The following is a 23,581-nucleotide window of genomic DNA, read 5'->3' on the forward strand; positions in this document are numbered from 1 at the left end:
ATCGCTGTGCGCTTTACCTACCTGTCAGATGGGTCGAATCGAGTTTACCTGTGTTTAGAGACATGACATTGGGACCCATTCTGCGATAAGAAGGCAAAAGGACTCCACTTAAACGGAGGGGCCTCCGCTTATCTTAAGAACTTGTTGCTCGTGGTCAAGCCCCCATGAGCGTGGAGCAGAATTTGGTCGCCAAGCCATCAGAGAATGCCGGGCCACCGCCTTTGAGTGTAAAAGGTATGCGCGCCGATGCGCGTCGCAACCGGGAAAAACTGCTCGAAATGGCGGCCGTGGTTTTCTCCGAACATGGCGTGGAAGGCTCTCTTGAAGATATCGCCCGGCGAGCGGGCGTTGGCATTGGCACGCTTTACCGGCATTTCCCGACCCGCGAACATCTTGTGGAGGTCGTCTACAAACGCGAGGTTGAGAACCTTTGTGCGGCAGCGGGCGAATTATCGCTGCATCACCCGCCGGATGCTGCGCTTGAAGAATGGATGCATCGCTTTGTCGGATATATCGCTGCAAAACGTGGCATGGCAAACAGTCTGCGCATACTCGTTACCAGCAATTCCGAACTGTTTGCCGGAAGTTCGGGCATGGTTGCCATCTCGCTTCGAAATCTTGTCGAAGCCGCGGCCAATGACGATCTTATCCGCCGGGATATTGACAGCACTGATCTGCTGCACGCGCTGTTTACAATCTATTCCATCCCCGATGCTCCCGATTGGCGTGACCGGTCGCGCCGCCTGGTGAAGCTGCTGATGGACGGATTGCGGTGGGGTGCTCGTGACAAGGCCACAGCCCAACGCGATGAGAGCCCTCGCAATGGCTAGGACTCCATGGCGTCCGATACGGCCTCATCGGCAGGCATGGACTGGAGCAGCGTTTCGCGAGCGGACCGAAGATGATTACGGCAGGCAATGTCAACTTTTGCCGCATCGCGCGAACGCAAGGCATCGATATAAGCCAGATGCTCTTCCAGAGCCTTGGCGTTGCGAGCCCGTTCGTTCACCTTTCTCCATTGATAATGGTAGTGAAATACGATCGCGATGACGTCATAGAAATCAATGACGAAGCGATTGCGCGAAGCGGAATGGATCATGCGATGAAACCGCTCATCGAGCGCGGAAAAATCCATATAGCGCGTATCGATATCGCGTAGCAGCGCAAGATGGTCAGCCTCCAGAACATCCAGTTCCTGAATGGCAGGATGATCATCGGGCAAGTTCAGGAAAGCAACGGCGGAACGCAGCTCAAAAATCTCCCGGATTTCAAAGAGTTCGAGCGCGAATGAGCGGGTAAATCCCTTCAGGACCCAATGGCTGTTCTTACGTTTTTCAATCAAACCGAACCGGCTGAACCGGATCAGAAACTCGCGCACGCTTGACGTGCCGACACCAATATCGCGGGCAAGCTCAAGCTCATTGATCTGCATTCCGGGCTGGGCCCCGCCAGCCAGAATGCGCTGCATGAAACTACGCTCGATAATCTCCGACAAGGAGTCGGTTTCCTCATCGGGAAAATAGTCCGATTTGACTGGTTTTCGCAGGACTGTCTTGCTGCGCTTTGTCCATTCGATCAGGCCATTTTCCTCCAGGGCACCAAGAATGGCGCGAACCGTGGTCCGGCTGATGCTGAGGCGTGTTCCAAGCTCGGGTTCTGATGGAAGCTCCTCAATATCTTTGAGAAGGCGAAGACACCTGTTGTAGCCCTCCTTGAACACCGTATTCTGCTTCGACATTCTATTCTTTCATTATCCCGAACCGACCCAATCCGACCGGGACTTGCAGTTCCACCTATAGTTCGATCTGATCTGTGTTTTATCCGCAAGAGGCGTTGACGGCAAAATGTATTTTGTCGATAAAAGACGAATTGTGCAGATATTGACATGTTAGTTCAGTGCTCGCACCATTGGTTTGTTCTGGGAGGAACAGTTGGATATCCGGAAGATTGGTAAAACGCCGCTGGCCGTGACAACGATCGGCTTTGGTGGGGCAGCTATTGGCGGGCTCTATCGTGAATGCACGCGTGACGCGGCGATGGAAACGCTGCAGGCCGCGTGGGATGCTGGATTACGCTATTTCGATACGGCCCCCTTTTATGGTTTCGGCCTTTCAGAACGGCGAACAGGTGATTTTCTGCGCGATAAACCGCGTGAAACCTATGTTCTTTCAACGAAGGTTGGCCGGATTCTGCGACCTGTTCCGGAAGATCAGGTCCCCGATCACTCCTACGTCAATCCCCTGCCCTTCACCGTCGACTATGATTATAGCTATGACGGTATCATGCGGTCCTTCGAGTTCAGCTTTGCGCGGCTGGGCCTGAACAGGATCGATATACTCTACGTGCATGATATTGGCGCCTACACCCACGGCGCCGAAAAAAATGCCGTCTACATGGCCCAGTTGCTTGGGGGCGGACTGAAGGCTTTGGAGAAACTTAAATCTTCAGGTGCGATCTCGGCCTATGGCCTCGGCGTCAATGAAGTTGAAGTTTGCCTTGAGGTCGCCGCCAGACACCCGATTGACTGCATTCTGCTTGCAGGGCGCTATTCCCTGCTCGACCGTTCTGCCGAACGCGGCTTGCTGGATATCTGCCGGAAACAACAAATATCACTGGTGATTGGCGGCGTCTTTAACTCGGGCATTCTGGCAACCGGCCCGGTTCCCGGTGCAAATTTTGACTATGGGCCCGCATCACAGGACATTCTGGATCGCGTGCGCTCCATGCAGGCAATTGCAACGAACCATAATGTTCCGCTGGCGGCAGCGGCACTTCAGTTTCCGTTCCGCGAGCCGGTGGTGGCGAATGTGCTGATTGGCACGGCAAAACCGTCGAGTCTGACCAGAAATATTGAGCTTCTTTCGACAAAAGTCCCTGAAAGCGTCTACGCAGAATGTGAGCCCTTCACGATCCGCTGAGATGCTTGCAAAGAACAGGCATTTAAATTAGCTTCGCATGATCGATGTTTTTTATCGATAAAGAGCGGATTGAAAAGCGCCCTCTCAATCCGGACATAAGCAAATAAAACCGGCGCTACGAGAGGAACACAACCATGATTTCTACAGGAAAGTGCATCAATCGCAGAACCGTTCTTGGTACCGCCGCTCTGGCTCTGCTGGCAGGAATGATGTCCGTGGCACCAGTTCGTGCCGCGGATGTAACCATCCCTATCATCGTCAAGGACACGACATCTTTCTATTGGCAGATCGTCCTTGCCGGTGCGCGCAAGGCGGGCAAGGATCTTGGTGTTAAAGTACCCGAGCTTGGAGCCCAGGCTGAATCCGATATTAACGGCCAGATTTCCATTCTTGAAAATGCCGTCTCCGGCAAACCGGCTGCTATCGTCATCTCCCCCACCGAGTTTAAAGCTCTCGGCAAGCCCATTGATGAAGCGGCGAAATCCGTCAAAATCATTGGTATCGATTCCGCTGCGGATTCCAAGGCCTTCACCTCATTCCTGACAACGGACAATGTACAGGGTGGACGTGTGGCAGCCGACGGTCTCGCCGCTGCGATCACAGAAAAATATGGCAAGGCTGAAGGCGAAGTGGCTCTCATCACGGCCCTTCCCGGCGTTGGCTCACTCGACCAGCGCGCCAAAGGTTTTAAAGAACAGCTGGCAGCCAAATATCCCGGTCTCAAGCTGATTGCCGACAAGGTTGCTGATGGCCAAGCCACGACAGGGCTTAACATCACGACTGATCTGATCACCGCCAATCCCAACCTGCGCGGTATCTTCACATCCAATCTGATCATGGCTCAGGGCGCGGGTCAGGCCATTGCCGAAAACAAGGCGCAGGACAAGATCAAGGTTATCGGCTTCGATAGCGATGAAAAGCTGGTCAAATTTCTGTCAAACGGGACATTGGCCGGGTTGATCGTTCAGGACCCCTACCGCATGGGCTATGATGGCATCAAAACCGCTTTGGCCGCCTCAAAAGGCGAAAAGACAGAGGCCAATGTCGATACCGGTGCAAACCTGATCACCAAGGCCAATATGAACGACAAACGCGCGCAGGAGTTGCTCAACCCCAAGCTGGACTGATCCAGATTTGCTCAACAGTCAGTGGGGCCGCCATGACAGATCATGATATTTCGCATCGCTCCAGCAGCGGGCAAAGTGAAGATGTATCCGCAGCGGCGGCTCACCTGCCTATTCTGGAATTGCGTGGGCTTGAGAAACAATATCTTGGAACCCACGCGCTAAAACCCGCCGATCTCGCTTTCAAGGCTGGAGAAATTCACGCCATTGTCGGTGAGAACGGCGCAGGAAAATCGACGCTGATCAAGCTTTTGACCGGCGTCATTCCCCGCACCGCCGGTGAGATTTTGTTTCGGGGCGAACCGGTGGCATTGACGACACCGCTGGAAGCAATCCAGCATGGGATCAATGCCGTGCATCAGGAGGTCGTGCTCTGCCCGCATCTGACCGTCGCCGCCAATATTTTTCTGGGTGAAGAGCAGCGCCGTTTCGGTCTCCTGCAGCACCGCCATATGATCAGGGAAGCACAGAAAATCCTTGATGATCTTGGCTTTGCGCTGCCAGCCCATGCGCTGCTGAGCGACCTGACCATCGGGCAGCAGCAACTGATCGCAACGGCGCGCGCAGCAACACGCGGCGCACGTTTCCTCATATTCGATGAACCAACTGCCTATCTGACGCGCGAGGAAGCGGCGCAGCTCTTTGCGCTGATCCGCCGTCTGCAGAAAAGCGGCGTCACCATCGTCTATATCAGCCACCGCATGGAGGAAGTGTTTGAACTCGCCGACCGGGTTTCGATCCTGCGCGACGGGCGGTTGGTTGGCACGCGCAACATCGAGGAAACCAACGAGAATGAATTGATCGGCCTGATGATCAATCGTTCAATCGAACAGATTTATCACAAGGTACCCTTTACCTTTGGCAAGACAATCCTTGAGACACAAAATCTCAGCGGCAATGGCTTTGAAGATATCAGCCTTAGCGTGCGTGAGGGCGAAATTGTCGGGCTTTACGGCTTGATTGGCGCGGGCCGCAGTGAGTTCGTGACAACCATCTTTGGACGGCACCCGAAAACTTCAGGCCAAATTCTCTGGGACGGCAAAGAGGTGCGTATCGAGCGCGAGCGCGATGCGATCAAACTCGGCATCGCTCTGGCGCCGGAGAGCCGCCGCGATCAGGGCCTATGCCTGTCCTTGCCGGTGTCACTCAATCTCAATCTGCCGATCTACAAGCAGCTCAGCAGGAATGCTCTGATTTCGCACCGCGAAGAAGCCAGACATGCCGACAATCAGATCTCGGACCTTCGCATCAAAACGTCCTCGCGCAGTGCCAGTGCTGCCAGCCTTTCCGGCGGCAACCAGCAGAAAATTGTTATCGGCAAATGGCTTAACCATGGTGCCAAGCTTTTCATTTTTGACGAACCTACAGTGGGTGTCGATGTGGGCACAAAAGCTGAAATCTACCGGCTGTTCTCGACCCTTCTGGAAAACGGCGCCGGTATCATTCTGATCTCGTCCTATCTTCCCGAAGTTTTTGAGCTTGCCGATACGCTGCATGTCTTCAGGCGTGGACATCTGGTGGCAAGCCATCCCCACAAATCCGTTACGCATGAAGACATCCTGACCCAAGCGCTCGGCTCAGCATCAGCCGACGCCAGCACGCACAATTGATCTGTTCCGCCACGATTATTCGCCTCGACTATCTGGAGATTTGGCCCGATGAGCCTTGAAACCAAAGACACTGGCACCACCCCGAAGCGGCGCTTCAATGTCCTGTTCGGACTGACGCTTTTTGCCCTGTTGCTAGTACTCTGGCTGGTCCTTAGTCTCGCAACAGATAGTTTCTGGACCGGAAACAATATTGCCAATCTGCTACGCCAAGGCTCGATGATTGCGATCCTCGCCATTGGCCAGACCTTCGTCATCATTACCGGCGGCATTGATCTGTCTGTCGGCGCGATCGTCGGCTTCACCAGCGTCATCGTCGCCTGGTTGTTGGCACATGGCTTTCCCGTCTGGGCGGCGATCCTGATCACGCTGGGTATCGGTGTCTGTATCGGGCTGTTTCATGGCTTTGGCATTGTGCGTCTCGGGCTTCCACCCTTCATCATCACACTCGCAACGCTTACATCATTGCGCGGCATCGGCCTGCTGATTACCAACGGTGCCACGATTTCGATCGATAATGACCCGTTTACCGAATTCTCCCGCAATGATTTTGCCGGAATACCCAACCTGTTCTGGATGGTGGTCCTTGTCGGCATTCCCGCCTACATCTTTCTAAGTCACAGCCGCTGGGGACGCTATCTGTTTTCCGTGGGATCGAATGCAGAAGCCTCGCGTCTGTCCGGCGTCAATGTCAAAGGGACCATTTATCTCGCCTATACATTATCAGCCGTCTGCGCATCATTCGTAGGATTGCTGCTTGCCTCCCGTATCGGCATTGGCAATGCCACACAGGCGGAGGGATGGGAACTGCAAGCCATCGCTTCCTCGGTTATCGGCGGCACCAGTCTTTTCGGCGCTGTAGGTTCCATTCATGGGCCGCTGCTGGGCGCGTTCATTCTGGCGACAATCAACAACGGCGCTAACCTCCTCAACGTCAATTCCTTCTGGCAGCGGGTTATAACAGGCGTTCTGATCATTGTTATTGTGTACTTCGATCAGCTCCGCCGCAGGCGAAGATAGGCGTTATTCGGGAACATTCGACCGTTTCAAAGGTTTCTATAGTACCGAGAGCGAGTTTGGGAGAGCTCTTGCTTTCGTCAGAGGTCTGGTCGAGCGATCGTGGAACTTCATCCTTCGATACTCCCAGACCTCGTTCTATCCTATAGAGACGACCGCTTGTCACAGGATGCGGCGGAGAAACAGGCTCATATGACACCCGTGAGATTAACGCGCCGTGCAAGAGCCACGGCACTTTCCTTACGCTCACTATAACGGTTGGTGAGATAATCCGACACGTCGCGTGTCAGCAGCGTGAACTTCATAAGCTCCTCCATGACATCCACAACGCGATCGTAATAGGCCGATGGTTTCATACGGCCGTTTTCGTCAAACTCCTGATAGGCTTTGGCAACCGACGACTGGTTCGGGATTGTGACCATACGCATCCAGCGCCCGAGAACCCGCATCTGGTTGACTGCATTAAACGACTGTGACCCGCCAGAAACCTGCATGACCGCAAGCGTTCGTCCCTGCGTAGGACGGATCGCGCCCATGGCAAGCGGTATCCAGTCGATTTGTGATTTCATGACGCCTGTCATGGCACCATGCCGCTCGGGACTGGTCCAGACCTGCCCTTCGGACCAGAGTGAAAGGTCGCGCAGTTCCTGCACCTTTGGATGATCAACGGGCGCGTCATCGGGCAGAGGCAATCCTTCTGGATCATAGACACGAGTCTCCGCACCAAAATGCTCCAACAGGCGCGCTGCCTCTTGCGTTAGCAAGCGGCTGTAGGACACTTTCCGGATGGAGCCGTAAAGCAACAGGATACGGGGCCAGTGTACCGAGAGCGGAACAGATAACTTTTCAGGATCGGGAATCTGTAGGGCCTCGGATAAAGTATTGGCTAAATCAGACAATGCGCTTTCCTTTAGCATCAATGACAACTTCGCCATCTTCCTTGGTAAAAGCGCGCTTTTGTGGATTCGGGAGTATGTCAAGGACGACTTCAGACGGTCGGCTTAGGCGCACGCCTTTTTCAGTCACCACAAACGGGCGGTTCATCAGGATCGGATGGGCCTCCATCGCATCCAGCAGTTGTTCATCTGTCAAATCCGGGTCATCGAGCCCAAGCTCCGTATAGGGCGTGCCCTTTTCGCGAATGGCTTCACGCACCGTCAACCCCGCTCTTCGAATGAGGTCTTTCAGTTCCTGACGTGCTGGAGGTGTCTTCAGATACTGGATTATGGTTGGCTCAATACCTGCATTCCGGATCATTGCGAGCACATTGCGCGACGTGCCGCAGGCAGGATTATGATAAATGGTGACAGTCATTAGACGACCCTTTCCGCTTTTTGAAGGTTCCGGACGGCGGCCCCCCGCTCGTACCAATTCTTGCTACGGTTGACGATCCACACCACCGACAACATGACTGGCACTTCAATCAGAACACCGACGACAGTAGCGAGTGCGGCCCCGGAGTTAAAACCAAACAAGCTAATTGCAGCGGCTACCGCCAGTTCGAAGAAGTTACTTGCCCCGATCAACGCGGAGGGACCGGCGACACAATGCTGCTCACCACTCATACGATTAAGCAGATAGGCAAGGCCTGAATTGAAATAGACCTGTATCAGGATCGGTACGGCTAGAAGCGCAATCACCAGCGGTTGAGCGATAATCTGCTCCCCCTGAAAGCCGAAGAGCATCACCAATGTTGTCAGCAATGCCACAAGCGATAGCGGTTGAAGAACACCGACCAATCGATCAAAAGCCGCCTTGCCTCCATTGGCCAGCAACCATCGACGCATGATCTGGGCTATGATGACCGGAACAATGATGTATAGAACCACCGATAGGATAAGCGTATTCCATGGTACGGTGATTGCAGAAAGACCAAGAAGCAGACCCACAATAGGGGCAAAGGCAACGACCATAATCGCATCATTCAAAGCCACCTGAGACAAGGTGAAATGTGGTTCGCCCTTAGTGAGGTTCGACCAGATAAAAACCATGGCTGTACAAGGTGCGGCCGCTAGAATGATCAGCCCAGCAATATAGGAATCGATCTGGATAGCAGGCAGATATGGGCGAAAGAGCCAGCCCACAAATAGCCAGCCAAGCAACGCCATGGAGAATGGCTTTATAGCCCAATTGATAAACAGGGTTACACCAATTCCACGCCAATAAGCGCCTACCATGCGCAGCGACGCAAAGTCGATACGCAGCAACATCGGAATGATCATCAACCATATGAGAACCGCCATCGGAATGTTCACTTTGGCATATTCGGCAGAGCCGATAGCTTGAAACACGCCCGGAATAAAATGGCCAAGCGCAATCCCAACAACAATGCATAGGGCAACCCACAGAGTGAGGTAGCGTTCAAAGACAGACATTGGCTTTCCTATAGAAAACGGATCGCGTCAAAATGGATATTGAGGCCAGACACAGCCCCTGGACTTGCGGCACAGGCAGAAGGTCAAACGGCACCCACTGTTGAATCGTGCAGAATTGCCTCTCCACAGGATCAGGACATCATCGACGCGATCAGCCATTGAACTTCTCCTTAGGCGGACAACATGGAACGATATCAGTGATGAGCGGAGTGCAAATGTCCGGATGACCTGCGCAGCAATCCTTCAGCAGATAACTGATCGCAGCGCGAAGATTTTCGAACCTCGCGCGATAAATAATGGAACGGCTGTGGCGGGCAGAAGAGATCAGTCCCGCGCGCGACAATATCGCCAGATGCGCCGACATCGTGTTTTGCGGAATATCCAGCAGTCGCGATATCTCTCCTGCTGCTATTCCTTCCGGCTCATGCATGACAATCAGCTTGAATGCATCCATGCGTGATGGTTGTGCAAGGGCCGAAAATGCCTGAATGGTCTGCTCTTTTTCCATATATCTGGATTTATCGATATATGGTCCGACTGTCAAGTCAATCCCATGCAAGCATTAGACAATGACCGGTCAGACGCCTTGCTATGTATGATCCAAAGGAGCCAGATCACCCAAGACGGTCGGAATAAGCTCGGAGACTGTCGGGTGTATCGGCACTGCCCATTTGAGCGTTGGATAGTCCATCTTCGCGCTCATGGCATCGAGTATTCCGTGGATCGCTTCATCACCGCTTGTCCCTAAAATAGCTGCGCCCAAAATCTGCTTTGTCTGAGCATCAGCAACGATCTTCATAAAACCCTGCGTTTCGCCTTTCTCCACGGCGCGGCCAACACGCGTCATCGGTCGTTTGGATACAAAAACAGGGCGACCCGTTGCCTTGGCCTGCGTCTCGCTCATTCCCACCCGGCCGAGTGGCGGATCGATATAGAGGGCATAGCCCTGCACGCGCTCGCTAACCCTGCGGTCTTCCCCGTCCAGAAGATTGGCCGCGACAATCTCGAAATCATTATAAGCCGTGTGCGTGAAAGCACCCTTGCCATTGCAATCTCCAAGAGCCCAGATGCCTTCAACGCTTGTTGCGAGATAATCGTCGACCTTGATGTAGCCCCGCTCGTCGGTGGCAATACCCGCCTTGTCCAGATCGAGATCGTCAGTGTTGGGACGGCGACCAATCGCCAGAAGCACATGCGAACCGACAACATTGCGCTTGTCAGAGTCGCAATCAAGGTGAACCTCCGTACCGCTTTCATGGGGTTTGAACGCGATGCAGTTTGCGTTAAGGCGGCAGGAAATACCTTCGTTTTCCAGAATATCCTTTATGGCTTCGGAAACATCCTCGTCTTCGCGCCCGACCAGGCGAGGACCTTTTTCGACAACCGTGACTTCTGAACCAAAACGCCGATACATCTGCGCAAATTCAAGGCCGATATAACTGCCGCCAATCACCACCAGATGTTTTGGCAGGACGTCAAGCTGCATCATGCCAGCGTTGGTAAGATAGTCGATATCACCGATACCCGGCATATCAGGAATATTGGCGCGCCCGCCCACATTCAGGAAAATGCGCGGAGCATCAAAGAGCGCCCCGTCAATGCTGATTGTATGTGGGCCAGTAAACCGGGCATGACCTTCAACAACAGTGCAATTCTTCATGCCGCGCAGCCAGTTCTCGACACCTGTGCGGGCGTTAAGAGTAACGGTATCGGCCCTTCGCCGCACCCGTTGCATATCAACCCGAATGGGTTGCTCGATGACAACGCCGTAGTCCCCACCACGGCGGGCGAGATGCGCCGCATAGGCGCTGGCAACCATCGTCTTTGTTGGCATGCATCCGGTGTTGACGCAGGTACCGCCAAACAGTTTTCGCTCGACCATCAACACCTTCATACCCGAAGCGGTCAGCCGGCCCGCGAGAGATGGTCCCGCCTGTCCTGCACCGATAATGATCGCGTCAAATGACTGGCTCATGGCAATGCTCCATCAAGAAAGATTGGGATAGGGTAGCAACAGTGAGGTCGCCTTGAAAGGCGTGGTCCGGCATTCATGCTGCGGGGTGAACGTATCGACACCCGTATGCAACACCTTTAGAACAGCAAAAAGACAATGGCCCCATCTGCGCAAGCCAATCCACATTCTGTTAGAAGCAAACAATGAACTATGTCAGGCAAGCCATAGCCAGCCTTACCATTTTCGGGATGACAAGCCTAAGGGAACTCCGGTCACTAGCAAAGCCCGGACCACGGATGGTCGATGAATTTGAGTGCGTTGTATCCGTTCTCCTCGCCATCATCTTCGCGCATATTCTGGGCGCACAGAATGTCGGCTGGGCTGCCTTCAGCGGCTACATGGTTATGCGGTCCCATGTATCGGAAAGTCTCACCAGAGGGATTTTGCGGATCATCGGAACGTCAGCAGGCGCAGGCGCGGCTCTGGGTTTGGCACCTTTCGTTATCACCAATCCATTACTTTTAAGCCTGTCCCTTATCATTTTTGGTGGGGTCACGCTCTACTTCGCGCTTGTTGGAAAACGCAGCTACGCCTGGCTGTTCACAGGCCTCACATTCTGCATGGTGCTGATTGATGGCATGAAGCACCCATCAGAGTCAGTTTTACCCTTTGCCCAATCGCGTCTTGTCGAAATCCTTGCGGGAACCCTCGCCTGTATTCTTGTCAGTGCCGTCTCGACCTTCACAATCAGGCGCAGATTACCACGGCAATCAAAGGAAACACCCGTTCAGGCGGCCATAAGGCACTCCGTCGTCTGGCATAAGGGCGCAGCAAAGCATTCCGTGCAAGCGGCAATCGCTCTCGGGCTCATTCCATGGATATGGGTATGGACCGGCATCACTTCACTGAGCCAGTCGAGCATCACAATCATGGCCGTGATGATGATCCCCGTGACCAGCCTATCAACCAGTGTGCTGAACCCGATCACATCGCGGCTGATCCTGCGATTCATCGGTTGCAGCGTGGGTGGGTTGATCGCCACCGCAATTCTGCTGAGCAGTCATCAGTCACCCATTCTCATGACAATAGGTGTCTGTATCGGTGTTCTTGTCGGGCGGCATATCGAAAACAGCAACTCGTCGATCAGCTATATCGGCACGCAATTTGTTCTGGCTTTTCTTGTTGTGCTTGTGCCTGATACCTATACCAATGCGGCGCTGGAACCCGGCATGGAGCGCCTTGCTGGTATCCTGTTTGGTGTGGTTATTCTCGAACCGGTTTTGCTCGCCTCCCACTATCTGTTTCGCGATCACCCAGGGAATGACGGCATCGAGATGAAGCAGCCATCATCAAACGAGTAAGCCACATTCTTGCGCAAAACTTTACGCGCGACAATTTTTATATTGACATAGCAATATAAATTGCACATCCATGCGGTGGACGAAGGTGGGAGGAGCATGGCCATCGCCAATGGACTTGAGCACGGCAAACAGGCTGTGCAGTGTCCGGCAATATTGCGCCAATGCCCAACCGCCGGATTTCGAGAAAACAACTGTTCTGGAGGGAACAATGATCCGCACCCATTTTACCAAACTGCTTCTTGCCGGCGCAGTAGCGCTCATGGCTACAGGTGCCTATGCTGAAGGCATCGGCGCTTCCCTGCTCACACAGCAGCATCCATTCTACATCTCGCTTGCTTCCGCCATGACCGCAGAAGCCAAGGCGGAAAACGTGCCGCTTGAAATTGCGATTGCCAATCAGGATCTGAACAAGCAACTCGCCGATGTGGAAGATTTCATCACCAAGGGCGTCAGTGTCATCATCATTTCCCCTGTAGATAGCACGGGCGTAAAATCCGCCATCACCAAGGCGCAGAAGGCGGGCATCAAGGTCATCACCGTGGACGTTCCTGCCAAGGGCGTTGAAGTGACTTCGCATGTTGGCACCGACAATTACACCGGCGGCGTCAAGGCGGGCGAGTTGATGGCCAAGCAGATCGGCGACAAGGGCAATGTTGCGGTTATCGACTACCCGACGGTGCAATCTGTCGTGGATCGCGTCGAAGGCTTCAAGAAGGCAATTGCTGCACATCCCGATATCAAGATCGTCTCCATCCAGACCGGCATTACCCGGCCGGAGGCGCTAGCCGCTGCCCAGAACATTCTGCAGGCAAATCCTGATGTGGTCGGCATTTTCGGCTTTGGCGACGATGCGGCTCTCGCGGCGGCTTCCGCTGTGAAATCGGCAAAGCTTCAGGAGCAGGTCAAGGTCATTGGTTTTGACGGCATGGAAGAAGCCCGTAACGCGGTGAAGAACGACCCTGTTATGGTTGGCGTTATTGCGCAGTATCCGGACCAGATGGGCAAAGTCGCGGTCGAGACCGCGGGCAAGATCATCAAGGGCGAGACCGTTGAAGCCAAGCAGCCAATCGTTCCTGGTGTCGTCACCAAGGCTGGCGAAGAAAAGTAACCTCGCAAAGGTCTCTACTCACTCATGCCACCCGCGCGAATACATCTTCGCGGGTGGCCGTATGGAAAGACCTCCGGTAGGATTGTCGTTCATGATCGCTTCGCCCAATGCCCCCGTGCTTGAAATCAAGGATGTTGCCAAGACTTTTGGTCCGGTGACAGCGCTCAAGCGCATGAACCTTTCCGTCCGGAGCGGACGGGTTCATACGCTGCTCGGTGAGAATGGCGCGGGCAAATCCACGCTGATGAAAATTCTTGTTGGTCTGTTCCAGCCAACTTCGGGGTCGATCACCCTGCATGGCAAACCCTATGCACCGAAAAACCCCATCGAGGCGAAAGCGCTGGGGTTGAGCATCGTGTTTCAGGAACTTAGCCTCTGCCGCAATCTGTCGGTTGCCGAGAATATTTTGGCCACGCATGAGCCCAATAGTTTTGGCTTCATCAATGAGCGTGATCTCAATGCACAAGCGGCGCAGATTGTTCAGGAGCTTGGCCTGCCGGTCAATGTGAGGACCAAAGTGGGCGACCTTTCCATTGCCCAGCGTCAGCTCGTTGAAATTGCAAAGGGGCTTAGCCGTCCCGCCGATGTGGTCATCCTTGACGAACCGACATCCTCACTCTCGGACAGCGAAGCGGAAATCCTTTTCACCATTATCGAACGGCTGAAGGCCAAGGGTACCGCGATCATCTATATTTCCCACCGCATGGAAGAAATCATGCGGATTTCCGATGATATTACAGTGATCCGCGATGGTTCCTTTGTGGCAACGACAGAAAAGCAGAACACGAGCATTGAGGGCCTGATCGCCCTGATGGTCGGACGCGAGATGAAGGATATCTATCCGCCGCGTCTGGTCGAGCGTCCCTCGTCTGCAATCGCGCCTGTCCTTGCGGTTGAGAATCTCTCGGAAGCAGGCAGGTTTGAGAATGTTTCGCTCGATGTCCGCCCCGGCGAAGTTGTTGGCCTGTTCGGTCTGATCGGTTCCGGGCGTTCCGATGTGATGAAGGCACTCTTCGGTTTCGGGCAACCGACCGGCACCATTCGCCTTAATGGTAATCCGGTGCATCTGCGCTCCCCCGCCGATGCCATCCGGCACGGCATTGCCTTCGTGACCGAAAACCGCAAGGAAGAAGGCCTCGTGCTGCAGCATAGTGTCGAGCGCAACATCAACATGGTTGCGCTGGGTCAACTCGCCGGACAGTTCGGCTTCACCCGCCCTGCCCGTGAACGCGCCGCAGCGAAGACGGAAATCCTGCGTCTTGCCATCAAGACCGCATCGATGGAAACGCCCGCCGGGTCGCTCAGTGGTGGCAACCAGCAGAAAATCGTTATCGCCAAATGGTTGCAGACCCAACCCAGAATACTGATCCTTGACGAGCCGACGCGCGGTGTCGATGTCGGTGCCAAGTTCGAGATCTACCGCATTATCCGCGAGCTTGCCGCCGCTGGCACCGCCATCCTGATGGTATCCTCAGAATTACCCGAAGTGCTCGGCCTCAGCGACCGGCTCGTCATCATGCACAACAAGCGCGTGGCAAAAATGCTGGACGCGCAGGGCCTCAGCCCGGAAACCGTTATGACCTACGCAGCAGGAATACACCAATGACCAATTCTACCGAGACGAAGCAGGCGCTTCTGGCTTCCCCCCTCATCCGGCAATATGGTGGCATTGTCATCTCGCTGATCATCCTGTGCCTGGTCTTTTCAACGATCAGCCCTCGCTTCCTTGCCTTCAACAATTTCATGAACATTATGCAGCAAGTAGCTGTAATTGCCGTTGCTGCCTATGGCATGACCTATGTGATCCTGCTTGGTGATATTGACCTCTCCGTCGGCTCGATCATTGCCGTGGCGGGCATGGTCGCTGCGCAAGCCTTTTCCATGGGTTTTGGTTTTGTCCCAACAGTGTTCATAACGCTTGCAGCTGGTGCAATCATGGGCGGGCTTAACGGTGTTCTCTCGGCAAAACTCATGCTGCCTTCATTCATCGTTACGGTCGCCACGATGGGTATCTATCGCGGAGCCGTCAGCCTGCCGACCAATGGCGCGCCGGCTTCCATCGACAATGAAACGTGGCTGGCGATTGGTAGCGAAAGCTGGCTTGGCTTGCCCATTATCATCTGGATTGTCATTGCGCTCTTCGCGATCAATCACGTTGTCCTGTCGCGTACGATTTTCGGCCGCCGCGCCTATCTCGCCGGTGGCAATCGCGAGGCTGCTATCTATTCGGGCATTCGTGTTGACCGTTTGAAGATCATCATTTTCATGATCTCCGGCGTGATGGCGGCAATCAGCGGCATCCTGCTGTCGTCGCGGCTTTCCTCGGCGCAGACGAATGCAGGCATGGGCTATGAGCTGGATGCCATTGCCGCCGTTGTGCTTGGCGGCACCAGTCTTGCCGGTGGTGTGGGTACAATGGTCGGCACCATCCTTGGCGCGCTGATTATCGGCGTTATCAACAACGGCATGAATATGCTGGCCGTTCCGTATTTCTACCAGCTCATCTTCAAGGGTATCGTTATTCTCTTTGCTGTCTGGCTCGATGTGCGCAGCAAGTCGATGCGCACTTAATCGACTACAGTTGGTCCGGGGAGGAACACGGCAAAGGGTTCCTCCACCGTGCGCTTGAGATAAGCGAGATAGGATGCGTAGCTGGCATGATCAGGGGCGATACGCCCGAACTGTGCATCCGGTGCCGACCCCATCGGAATGAGGACAATTGGCGCTGAAACCGGTGTCAGTTGCGCACCGCGCCCGGCCTGCAATGTGGTAAGGATGCCATACATCTCCCCCGTGATGGACGGACGCGAGATGATGATCAGGCGATGCTGCCCTGATGTATTGGTCGCAAGGTAGATATGACCGGAGAGGTTTGGAATGGCCACTGTACCCTGCTGGGTGAAGGCCGCATCCAACCGTTCCTTTTCGATGAAACGCAGATTGGACGCGGTGTCATTCCAGCCGATTTCGGTGCAATAGGCAAAGATGGCTTTCGGATCACCGAAAGAGGGGCGCAAGGTCAGATAACGGCCCTCAATCCACCCGACGGCGGCGCGGGAATAGGCACCAAAATCCTCACTGGCGTGGCCATGGCTTGGCAGCGGCGGGTTATCATAACCATCAGCCCCGCGCAGACGCATGCCAAGCGCCTCTTCAAGCCTGATCGTTGTTGCCAGTGTGAATGGACGGTGGCCTGACAGAGCCTTCTCCAGCGTGGAAAGGCTGATTTTCGCCTGATCAGCCAGATATTGCCGCGAAATCCGCCGCCGCGCCATTTCCTCACGGATTTTCGTGGCGACCGTATCGTTCTGACGTTCCGATAACTGGCTGTCTATATCCCCGGCCATGATGCCCCTGCTTTCCCAATCACGTACATTTCTTCACATATCCACACAAGTCCATCAGGAGCAAGACATGATGTGACGCAGCCGTGCGGAACATTCCCGAAGCTTACGCTGGCGCAGAAAAGGCCCATGTATGAAATGGGGAAAGCTTCCCGATGGGAGCACCAACAGGAGCTTTCCCGATGAAAACCGTATCCCTCTCACCTTCCCCGCAACCCCTGCCAAGCTGGCTGCGCTACACCTGCCAGGCCGTCTGGCTCATCAACATTATTGTTTTGCCGCTCGTGGCGCTTCTGGCTGTCTTGCTTGCCGGGCCAGCCCGCGCCGAAACAGCCCAATCTCCCCTTGTCACCATGGATGAGGTCAAATCCGGTACGCTGCTGCTGAAGAGTTCCGAAGCTGGCCGCTATATCGAGGCCCCGCGCGTTGCCACCGATGTTGATATCATCGTCAGCGGCCCGACTGCGCGCGCCCGTATCACTCAGATTTTCACCAACCCTTCCAATGGCTGGGTGGAGGCTGTTTATGCCTATCCCCTGCCGGAAGAAAGCGCCGTCCATGCCCTTAAAATGGTCGTCGGCAAGCGTGTGATCATTGGCGATATCAAAGAGAAAAAGGAAGCCAAGGCAATTTACGAAACGGCTAAGGCTGCAGGCCAGAAAGCCAGCCTTGTTGAGCAGGAGCGCCCCAACCTCTTCACCAACTCCGTCGCCAATATCGGTCCGCATGAGCAGGTTGTGGTTCAGATCGACTATCAGGAACCCGTCCGCCTCTCCGGCGATGAATTCTCCCTGCGCGTGCCGCTTGTCGTAGCGCCTCGCTACAATCCAAATCCGATAACACAAACTGCCGACCTTGCCGCCGATGGTTCCGGCTGGGGCACAACAGCCGATCCGGTTCCCGATCGTGATAAAATCACCCCGTCCGTACTTGATCCCCGTATCAATGCACCAGTCAATCCGGTTACGATCAAGGTTCGCTTGCAGGCCGGTTTTGCCTTGGGTGAAGTCAAAAGCCCGCACCATTCCATCAGAACAGAAGCCTTTGACGCACAGACGCAGATCGTTGCGCTGACCGGTGAAAACCATGCGGATCGCGACTTTGAACTGATTTGGAAGCCACAGAATTCCAAAGCCCCTGCTGTTGGCCTGTTTCGCGAAACCATAGGCAAGAACGATTATGCTCTCGCCTATGTCACACCGCCTGTTGTCGAGCAGAAGCAGGAAGAACGTCCCCGCGAGATCGTCTTTGTCATCGATAACTCAGGCTCGATGGGTGGCACATCCATGGATCAGGCCAAGGCCAGCCTTGATTATGCCTTGAGCCGTCTGAAACCAGCCGACCGATTCAACGTCATCCGGTTTGACGACACCATGACCGCGCTGTTTCAGGATACAGTCACTGCCAACCGCGATAACGTCTCCACTGCCCGCGAATTTGTCGGCGATCTCGAAGCATCCGGCGGCACTGAAATGCTCGCACCGCTCGAAGCAGCGTTGAATGACAAACGCCCCAATGATCAGGCTTTTATTCGCCAGATCGTATTCCTGACCGACGGCGCGATCGGTAATGAACAGCAGTTGCTTGATACGATTGCTGCCAAGCTTGGCCGTTCGCGGGTCTTCATGGTCGGCATCGGTTCTGCACCCAACAATTACCTGATGAACCGCGCCGCTGAACTTGGCCGGGGCACCTTCACTTCCATCGGCTCGACCGATCAGGTGGATGAGCGCATGCGCAATCTGTTCGCCAAGCTGGAAAGCCCTGTGATCACCAACCTCGTTGCAACGTTCTCTGCTGGCAATGCGGACGTAACGCCGGCCATTCTACCCGATCTTTATCGCGGCGAGCCTCTGGTTATTGCTGCCAAGCTTGGTTCGTTGTCTGGTACGCTGACAATCAAGGGCATGATCGGCAAACAGCCATGGGAAGTTACCCTGCCAGTTGCCAAGGCTGCCGATGGTGAAGGCCTGTCAAAACTCTGGGCACGCCGCAAGATTTCCGATGCGGAAGTGGAAAGCACACTTGGCAAAATCAGCCGCGAAGAAGCCGATAAGCGCATCCTCAAACTCGCCCTTGAAAACAGCCTCGTTTCGCGCCTGACAAGTCTGGTTGCCGTCGACAAGACTGTAACCCGCTCACAGGATAAGCCGTTGACCCGTGCCGATGTTCCACTCAACCTGCCTGCAGGCTGGGATTTCGACAAGGTGTTTGGTGAGCAGACCACGCGCAGGGCCGCTCTTGAGAGCGACACGAATATCCAGTTGGCCAAGCTGGTTCAGGGTAACAAGCCGGTAGCCAAACAGGCACCTGCCGACGAACTCCCTCTGCCACAGACAGCAACCGATGCGGAACTGCGCATGATCGCTGGCCTGATGCTGTTGCTCGCAAGCGCCGGGCTGTTCTTCTTCACACGCAAGACAACCGGGAAAGCATCATGAGTGCGACCTTAACAGTCAATAATGGTTCAAAGCAGAAAGGCGGGGCGGTTATCCGCCCTGCCCTCCGGGCTGGAATGATTGCGATGGCTTTGTTTGGCTTTCTGTTGTTCAGCCAAGGGATCTGGATTCATGCGAAAGCCATTCTGGCGCAGGTGCTTCTTGATCGTGCCTTTACCCAGAGCATCGAGACCGGTCAGCCGGTAAAGCCCTGGTCATGGGCCGATACGTGGCCGGTTGCCCGTATTGAATTTCCGCGCATTGGTGAAACATCCATTGCCCTGCGTGGCGCAAGCGGGCAGGCATTGGCTTTTGGCCCCGGTCATGTGGATCGCAGTGCCGAGGCCGGTGAGAGCGGAACGGCTGTTTATGCAGCGCACCGCGACACGCATTTTGCCTTTCTGAAGAATGTGCAGATCGGAGATAAGATCAAAGTTACCCGGCGTGACGGCAAAGCCTTTTCCTATCAGGTCACGGAAACATCTGTTGTGCGCTGGGATCAATCGGGCATTGATAGCAATGCCGCTGGCAAAAATCTGGTTCTCGCCACCTGCTGGCCGTTCAATGCCACGACCTCGGGTCCAATGCGCTATCTGGTAAAAGCACAGATCGTTGAGTGACTACCCATCCCATTCATTGCGGCGGATCAGCTCTTCCTTGATCAGCTTTTTCGCGATCTTGCCATAGGCGGATTTCGGCATCTCCGGCCAGAAGACGAAACGCTTCGGCAGTTTATAACGTGCCATCTTGCCGTTGAGCCACGCCGTGATCGCGTCACCATCCGGCGCGCTGCCGGATCGGGCTACGCAGACGGCCAGCCCAACTTCGCCCCAAACCGGGTCAGGAATACCGAGAACAGCCACTTCACTGATATCCGGGTGGGTCAGGATCTTCTCCTCAATCTCCCGCGGATAAACGTTGGAACCACCAGAGATATACATGTCCGACGCCCGGCCCGTGATGTAGACAAAACCGGCCTCATCCATATGGCCGAGATCACCGGTGCGGAACCAGCCATCGCGAAAGGCTTTCGCATTGGCTTCCGGATTGTCAAAGTATCCAGCAAACACCGCTGGACCGATAACGCAAATCTCGCCGGTTTCACCCGGACCAACCTCCTGTCCGGTTTCATCTTGAATCGTAACCTGCATACCCGTCCGCGCAAAGCCGCAGGTGCCGATGCGGGCATCGGGACCATCTTCAACAGCGTGGTAGGCGGGCGGCAGAACCGTGATGTTGCCCGTTACCTCGCCAAGGCCGAAATACTGGACAATCACAGGACCCAGTGTCTTCAAGGCATGAATCTGATCGGTCCGATACATCGGCGCTCCGGCATAGATCACATAACGCAGCGATGAGTGGTCACGCTCATGAACAGCCGGATGTTCCGTCAGCATTTTCAGGATTGTCGGCACGGTGAACATATTGCTCACGCGCCATTTTTCCACCAGCCGCCACGCTTCGGCAATGTCGAACTTTTCCGTCGGCAGCAGGATCGTCTTTGAACCGCGCGCAACCTGCGTCAATTGATGAATGCCAGCACCATGGGAAAGAGGCGCAACGACAAGCGAGGCATCTTTTTCCGTCGTGCCAGGCATGAGATCGCACAGGTGATTGGTGATAACGAACGCCATCTGGCCGTGAGAAAGGACCGCGGCCTTGGGCCGTCCCGTTGTGCCTGATGTGAAAAAGAACCAGCAGGGATCATCGTGATCAACCGCAGCAGTTGCAACTTTCTGACCGTCAAAGCGCGCAACGATGTCATCATAATCCTCGCCGAATTCCGCCGAACCAATGGCAATGACAAAGCCAAGATCAGAGTTCATGTTCCGGCTTGCAGTCACATGCTCAGGGAAAAGATGACCGCAGATCATGCCCTTGGCACCGCTCGCCTTGGCAAGATAGGCCACCTCATCGGGCGTCTGGCGAAAATTTGTCGGCACCCATACCGCGCCCAGCAGGAAACAGGCGAACATGGATTCAAACATCTGATTGCAGTTCTGTGACTGGATCAGAATTCGGTCGCCTTTGACCACACCGAATTCGCTTTGCAGCGCCGCAGCCATGGCATCAACACGTCGCTGCAACGTCCCCCAGTTCCAGCTTTTTTCGCCCCAGACAAACCCGATTTCCTCAGGCAGGCGGCGCGCGGTTTGCGCCAGAAAGCCCGACAGGTTCATCACGCGTTTTGACATGGCCGTAATCAGGATTGCATCCTTGCTGCTCATACCTTCATCCGTTCCGGTCTTCTGGATTTCATTGCGGGTGTTACCGGGCGTTTTGGCCGGTCGCTCAGTGGCTGCAGATGCGCCAGACGTGCCTCGATCTTTTTCGCTTCAATACGCATAAGCTCCGCCAGTTCCAGCTGACGTTCGGGCTGCATTCGGCTGTCAATGGCCGCTATGCTCAGCGCACCGGCAGCTCTGCCATCAGGAAAATGGATCGCAAGGCCGATACCCCAGGAATTGGCAAGAATGCGCCCAGGGTTAAGAGCAAAACCCTGCTCCCGTGCCGTTGCGACATCTTCCCTGATCTGTCGTGGCGAAAGATTGGGATAATCAGCCAGAAGCACTGTCTCATTGGCCGCCAGAATAATATCGATCTCGTCATCGGGCATTGTGGCAAGAATAGCCAGAGAACCGCCGCCGACACCAAGAGGATGGCGATAACCCGCCTGTAGCGCATGGGTGCGGATCGGATAGGTCCCCTCCTCCCGATGCAGGCACACGGTATAGGTTTCGCGCTGGATGGATAGAAAGCTTGTGTCCTGCGTCTTGGCCGAAAGAATGCTCAGACTGTCGCGAGCGATCTGCAGCAATCCGTAGCGGCGGGTTGCCAGCGTTCCAAGCACATAGGCTTCCTGTCCAAGATAATAGCGGCGCGTCTGCACATCCTGCTCTACCAGACCGGACCGGATGAGAGCCAGCAACAACCGGCGCGTCGTCGGTTTGTTCAGACCGCTCTGCTCAACAATCTCGCTCAACGATCCACCCTGATCGCCGAAATAGCTGACAAGGCTGAGGAGGCCCAACGCTCTGTCGACGCTTTGCGATCCGCTGAGACTGGCTGGTGCCGTGATCCGTTCCTCCATGCTCCCCCACATGTCTGTCGATCCATATTGTGGATCATTTTGCCGATCTATTGAACAATGACATAAAAATTATTGCAAGATGCCAGCATTTGTTTATGGTTTTATCCAATTCAAGGAGGAATTGCATTCTACAATATGGACCTATGAGTTGAGCTAATGCAATGGAGGTTGCACCCGCTCAATGAGTTCCACGAGAATGCATCACGCTGTTCGGGAGGAAATCACATGAATAATCTGTCACGCCGCAAGGTATTGATCGGTACTGCCGCAACGCTCGTTGCCAGCCCCTTCATCCTCAGGCGTCCGGCTGCTGCGGCCGAGTTTTCCTATAAATATGCCAATAACCTGCCGGTTACACATCCGATGAACCTGCGTGCGCAGGAAGCCGCTGATAAGATCAAGGAAGAAACCGGTGGACGGTTTGAGCTGTCGATCTTCCCGTCGAGCCAACTCGGCTCGGACACGGATACACTGAGCCAGCTTCGCTCCGGTGCGGTTGAATTCTTCACGCTATCAGGCCTGATTCTGTCCACGCTGGTTCCAGCCGCTTCCATCAATGGTATTGGCTTCGCCTTTCCTGACAGCGCCACCGTCTGGAAAGCGATGGATGGCGAACTCGGCGCCCATGTGCGCAAGCAGATCGAGAAATCCAACCTCGTTGCCATGGAAAAAATCTGGGACAATGGCTTCCGTCACATCACATCGAGCACCAAGCCGATTGTAACGCCTGACGATCTGAAGAATTTCAAGATCCGTGTTCCGGTCAGCCCGCTCTGGACATCGATGTTCACGGCCTTCCAGTCTTCACCAGCCAGCATCAATTTCAATGAGGTCTATTCCTCGCTGCAGACCAAGGTTGTCGAGGGTCAGGAAAATCCGCTTGCGATCATCTCCACAGCGAAACTTTACGAAGTACAGAAATATTGTTCGCTTACCAGCCATATGTGGGACGGTTTCTGGTTCCTTTCGAACCGCCGTGCTTGGGAATCACTGCCCGATGATATCAGGACTGTCGTTGCCAAACATATCAATGCTGCCGGTCTTGCCGAGCGCGATGATGTCGCAAAGCTCACCGAGACTTTGCAGGCCGACCTGAAATCAAAGGGCCTTGAATTCAACACTCCAGATTCCGCTCCTTTCCGCGACGCCCTGCGCAAGGCGGGTTTCTATTCCGAATGGAAGGGCAAATATGGCGAAGAGGCCTGGGGCCTTCTGGAAAAAGTCGTCGGCCAGCTGGCATAGGG

21 protein-coding genes are annotated in these 23,581 nt (G+C 54.7%); 12 read left to right on the plus strand and 9 right to left on the minus strand.

The genetic code is table 11. The annotated features are described in order from the left end of the window. Positions 1 to 236: 236 nt before the first annotated feature. Entirely contained in the window at positions 237 to 830 is a 594-nt protein-coding gene (locus FHW17_RS12705) for a TetR/AcrR family transcriptional regulator (protein WP_246706834.1), read from the plus strand. Here FHW17_RS12705 and FHW17_RS12710 read toward each other — a convergent pair. Beyond that, a complete protein-coding gene (locus FHW17_RS12710) occupies positions 827 to 1,738 on the minus strand; it encodes a GntR family transcriptional regulator (protein ID WP_112526271.1) in 912 nt (303 codons plus the stop codon). The genes FHW17_RS12705 and FHW17_RS12710 overlap by 4 nt on opposite strands. 193 nt (positions 1,739 to 1,931) lie before the next feature. Between FHW17_RS12710 and FHW17_RS12715 the strand changes: the two genes are divergently transcribed. The 4 genes from FHW17_RS12715 to FHW17_RS12730 all read left to right on the plus strand — a co-directional run bounded on the left by FHW17_RS12715 (position 1,932) and on the right by FHW17_RS12730 (position 6,669). Next, on the plus strand, positions 1,932 to 2,918 hold the full coding sequence (locus FHW17_RS12715; protein ID WP_182510036.1) for an aldo/keto reductase: 987 nt from the start codon (positions 1,932 to 1,934) through the stop codon (positions 2,916 to 2,918). Positions 2,919 to 3,052: 134 nt separating this feature from the next. Next, the gene (locus tag FHW17_RS12720) at positions 3,053 to 4,045 is read left to right on the plus strand and encodes an ABC transporter substrate-binding protein (RefSeq protein ID WP_112526267.1); all 993 of its coding nucleotides are present in this window, start codon (positions 3,053 to 3,055) and stop codon (positions 4,043 to 4,045) included. 32 nt (positions 4,046 to 4,077) lie between these two features. Then, positions 4,078 to 5,652, plus strand: a complete 1,575-nt coding sequence (locus FHW17_RS12725) for a sugar ABC transporter ATP-binding protein (protein WP_182510037.1) — start codon at positions 4,078 to 4,080, stop codon at positions 5,650 to 5,652. A 48-nt stretch (positions 5,653 to 5,700) separates the two neighbouring features. Then, positions 5,701 to 6,669 (plus strand): ABC transporter permease, encoded by a 969-nt coding sequence (locus FHW17_RS12730; protein WP_112526263.1) that lies wholly within the window; start codon positions 5,701 to 5,703, stop codon positions 6,667 to 6,669. A gap of 185 nt (positions 6,670 to 6,854) precedes the next feature. Here the strand turns inward: FHW17_RS12730 and arsH are convergent, their stop codons facing one another. The 5 genes from arsH to FHW17_RS12755 all read right to left on the minus strand — a co-directional run bounded on the left by arsH (position 6,855) and on the right by FHW17_RS12755 (position 11,016). Beyond that, positions 6,855 to 7,583, minus strand: a complete 729-nt coding sequence (arsH, locus tag FHW17_RS12735; protein ID WP_182510191.1) for an arsenical resistance protein ArsH — start codon at positions 7,581 to 7,583, stop codon at positions 6,855 to 6,857. Beyond that, a complete protein-coding gene (gene arsC, locus FHW17_RS12740; RefSeq protein WP_182510038.1) occupies positions 7,558 to 7,980 on the minus strand; it encodes an arsenate reductase (glutaredoxin) in 423 nt (140 codons plus the stop codon). Before arsC ends, arsH begins: the two co-directional genes overlap by 26 nt. Continuing rightward, a complete protein-coding gene (gene arsB, locus FHW17_RS12745) occupies positions 7,980 to 9,041 on the minus strand; it encodes an ACR3 family arsenite efflux transporter (RefSeq protein WP_182510039.1) in 1,062 nt (353 codons plus the stop codon). Before arsB ends, arsC begins: the two co-directional genes overlap by 1 nt. Before the next feature lie 151 nt (positions 9,042 to 9,192). Beyond that, the gene (locus tag FHW17_RS12750; RefSeq protein ID WP_182510192.1) at positions 9,193 to 9,549 is read right to left on the minus strand and encodes a helix-turn-helix domain-containing protein; all 357 of its coding nucleotides are present in this window, start codon (positions 9,547 to 9,549) and stop codon (positions 9,193 to 9,195) included. An 81-nt stretch (positions 9,550 to 9,630) separates the two neighbouring features. Further along, positions 9,631 to 11,016: an FAD-containing oxidoreductase gene (locus tag FHW17_RS12755; RefSeq protein WP_182510040.1), complete on the minus strand. Its 1,386-nt coding sequence runs from the start codon at positions 11,014 to 11,016 to the stop codon at positions 9,631 to 9,633. A gap of 275 nt (positions 11,017 to 11,291) precedes the next feature. Between FHW17_RS12755 and FHW17_RS12760 the strand changes: the two genes are divergently transcribed. From FHW17_RS12760 to FHW17_RS12775, 4 genes are all read left to right on the plus strand, one after another. Next, the gene (locus tag FHW17_RS12760) at positions 11,292 to 12,356 is read left to right on the plus strand and encodes an FUSC family protein (protein ID WP_210275882.1); all 1,065 of its coding nucleotides are present in this window, start codon (positions 11,292 to 11,294) and stop codon (positions 12,354 to 12,356) included. A gap of 208 nt (positions 12,357 to 12,564) precedes the next feature. Next, the gene (locus tag FHW17_RS12765) at positions 12,565 to 13,464 is read left to right on the plus strand and encodes a substrate-binding domain-containing protein (protein ID WP_091883145.1); all 900 of its coding nucleotides are present in this window, start codon (positions 12,565 to 12,567) and stop codon (positions 13,462 to 13,464) included. Between the two features lie 91 nt (positions 13,465 to 13,555). Then, on the plus strand, positions 13,556 to 15,070 hold the full coding sequence (locus FHW17_RS12770; RefSeq protein ID WP_210275883.1) for a sugar ABC transporter ATP-binding protein: 1,515 nt from the start codon (positions 13,556 to 13,558) through the stop codon (positions 15,068 to 15,070). Continuing rightward, positions 15,067 to 16,035, plus strand: a complete 969-nt coding sequence (locus tag FHW17_RS12775) for a ribose ABC transporter permease (protein WP_182510042.1) — start codon at positions 15,067 to 15,069, stop codon at positions 16,033 to 16,035. The genes FHW17_RS12770 and FHW17_RS12775 overlap by 4 nt, the downstream gene beginning before the upstream one ends. On the opposite strand, the gene FHW17_RS12780 is transcribed toward FHW17_RS12775, so the two are convergent. Beyond that, on the minus strand, positions 16,032 to 16,811 hold the full coding sequence (locus tag FHW17_RS12780) for a helix-turn-helix transcriptional regulator (protein WP_182510043.1): 780 nt from the start codon (positions 16,809 to 16,811) through the stop codon (positions 16,032 to 16,034). The two genes, FHW17_RS12775 and FHW17_RS12780, sit on opposite strands and share 4 nt — an antisense overlap. A 179-nt stretch (positions 16,812 to 16,990) precedes the next feature. Here FHW17_RS12780 and FHW17_RS12785 point away from each other — a divergent pair, with 179 nt between their 5' ends. Together FHW17_RS12785 and FHW17_RS12790 are read left to right on the plus strand one after the other, a co-directional pair. After that, positions 16,991 to 19,249, plus strand: a complete 2,259-nt coding sequence (locus FHW17_RS12785; RefSeq protein WP_182510044.1) for a marine proteobacterial sortase target protein — start codon at positions 16,991 to 16,993, stop codon at positions 19,247 to 19,249. A gap of 74 nt (positions 19,250 to 19,323) precedes the next feature. Next, on the plus strand, positions 19,324 to 19,866 hold the full coding sequence (locus tag FHW17_RS12790) for a class GN sortase (protein WP_227989275.1): 543 nt from the start codon (positions 19,324 to 19,326) through the stop codon (positions 19,864 to 19,866). Here FHW17_RS12790 and FHW17_RS12795 read toward each other — a convergent pair whose 3' ends face one another. Both FHW17_RS12795 and FHW17_RS12800 read right to left on the minus strand, forming a co-directional pair. Beyond that, positions 19,867 to 21,474, minus strand: a complete 1,608-nt coding sequence (locus FHW17_RS12795; protein ID WP_182510046.1) for an acyl-CoA synthetase — start codon at positions 21,472 to 21,474, stop codon at positions 19,867 to 19,869. After that, a complete protein-coding gene (locus FHW17_RS12800; RefSeq protein ID WP_112526435.1) occupies positions 21,471 to 22,337 on the minus strand; it encodes an IclR family transcriptional regulator in 867 nt (288 codons plus the stop codon). The genes FHW17_RS12795 and FHW17_RS12800 overlap by 4 nt, the downstream gene beginning before the upstream one ends. A 225-nt stretch (positions 22,338 to 22,562) precedes the next feature. Here FHW17_RS12800 and FHW17_RS12805 point away from each other — a divergent pair, with 225 nt between their 5' ends. Then, entirely contained in the window at positions 22,563 to 23,579 is a 1,017-nt protein-coding gene (locus FHW17_RS12805; RefSeq protein WP_182510047.1) for a TRAP transporter substrate-binding protein, read from the plus strand. The last annotated feature ends 2 nt before the right edge of the window (positions 23,580 to 23,581 follow it).

Origin of the sequence: Phyllobacterium sp. P30BS-XVII, from assembly GCF_014138335.1 — a bacterium.
GTDB classification, from domain to species: Bacteria; Pseudomonadota; Alphaproteobacteria; order Rhizobiales; family Rhizobiaceae; genus Phyllobacterium; species Phyllobacterium meliloti.

Excerpts from the sequence above, each read along its gene's own strand:
- FHW17_RS12705 (WP_246706834.1), top strand. The coding sequence starts at position 237 with ATGCGCGCCGATGCGCGTCGCAACCGGGAAAAACTGCTCGAAATGGCG.
- FHW17_RS12710 (WP_112526271.1), bottom strand. The coding sequence starts at position 1,738 with ATGTCGAAGCAGAATACGGTGTTCAAGGAGGGCTACAACAGGTGTCTT.
- FHW17_RS12720 (WP_112526267.1), top strand. The coding sequence starts at position 3,053 with ATGATTTCTACAGGAAAGTGCATCAATCGCAGAACCGTTCTTGGTACC.
- FHW17_RS12725 (WP_182510037.1), top strand. The coding sequence starts at position 4,078 with ATGACAGATCATGATATTTCGCATCGCTCCAGCAGCGGGCAAAGTGAA.
- FHW17_RS12730 (WP_112526263.1), top strand. The coding sequence starts at position 5,701 with ATGAGCCTTGAAACCAAAGACACTGGCACCACCCCGAAGCGGCGCTTC.
- arsH (WP_182510191.1), bottom strand. The coding sequence starts at position 7,583 with ATGCTAAAGGAAAGCGCATTGTCTGATTTAGCCAATACTTTATCCGAG.
- arsC (WP_182510038.1), bottom strand. The coding sequence starts at position 7,980 with ATGACTGTCACCATTTATCATAATCCTGCCTGCGGCACGTCGCGCAAT.
- arsB (WP_182510039.1), bottom strand. The coding sequence starts at position 9,041 with ATGTCTGTCTTTGAACGCTACCTCACTCTGTGGGTTGCCCTATGCATT.
- FHW17_RS12750 (WP_182510192.1), bottom strand. The coding sequence starts at position 9,549 with ATGGAAAAAGAGCAGACCATTCAGGCATTTTCGGCCCTTGCACAACCA.
- FHW17_RS12755 (WP_182510040.1), bottom strand. The coding sequence starts at position 11,016 with ATGAGCCAGTCATTTGACGCGATCATTATCGGTGCAGGACAGGCGGGA.
- FHW17_RS12760 (WP_210275882.1), top strand. The coding sequence starts at position 11,292 with ATGGTCGATGAATTTGAGTGCGTTGTATCCGTTCTCCTCGCCATCATC.
- FHW17_RS12765 (WP_091883145.1), top strand. The coding sequence starts at position 12,565 with ATGATCCGCACCCATTTTACCAAACTGCTTCTTGCCGGCGCAGTAGCG.
- FHW17_RS12770 (WP_210275883.1), top strand. The coding sequence starts at position 13,556 with ATGATCGCTTCGCCCAATGCCCCCGTGCTTGAAATCAAGGATGTTGCC.
- FHW17_RS12775 (WP_182510042.1), top strand. The coding sequence starts at position 15,067 with ATGACCAATTCTACCGAGACGAAGCAGGCGCTTCTGGCTTCCCCCCTC.
- FHW17_RS12780 (WP_182510043.1), bottom strand. The coding sequence starts at position 16,811 with ATGGCCGGGGATATAGACAGCCAGTTATCGGAACGTCAGAACGATACG.
- FHW17_RS12785 (WP_182510044.1), top strand. The coding sequence starts at position 16,991 with ATGAAAACCGTATCCCTCTCACCTTCCCCGCAACCCCTGCCAAGCTGG.
- FHW17_RS12790 (WP_227989275.1), top strand. The coding sequence starts at position 19,324 with ATGATTGCGATGGCTTTGTTTGGCTTTCTGTTGTTCAGCCAAGGGATC.
- FHW17_RS12795 (WP_182510046.1), bottom strand. The coding sequence starts at position 21,474 with ATGAGCAGCAAGGATGCAATCCTGATTACGGCCATGTCAAAACGCGTG.
- FHW17_RS12800 (WP_112526435.1), bottom strand. The coding sequence starts at position 22,337 with ATGGAGGAACGGATCACGGCACCAGCCAGTCTCAGCGGATCGCAAAGC.
- FHW17_RS12805 (WP_182510047.1), top strand. The coding sequence starts at position 22,563 with ATGAATAATCTGTCACGCCGCAAGGTATTGATCGGTACTGCCGCAACG.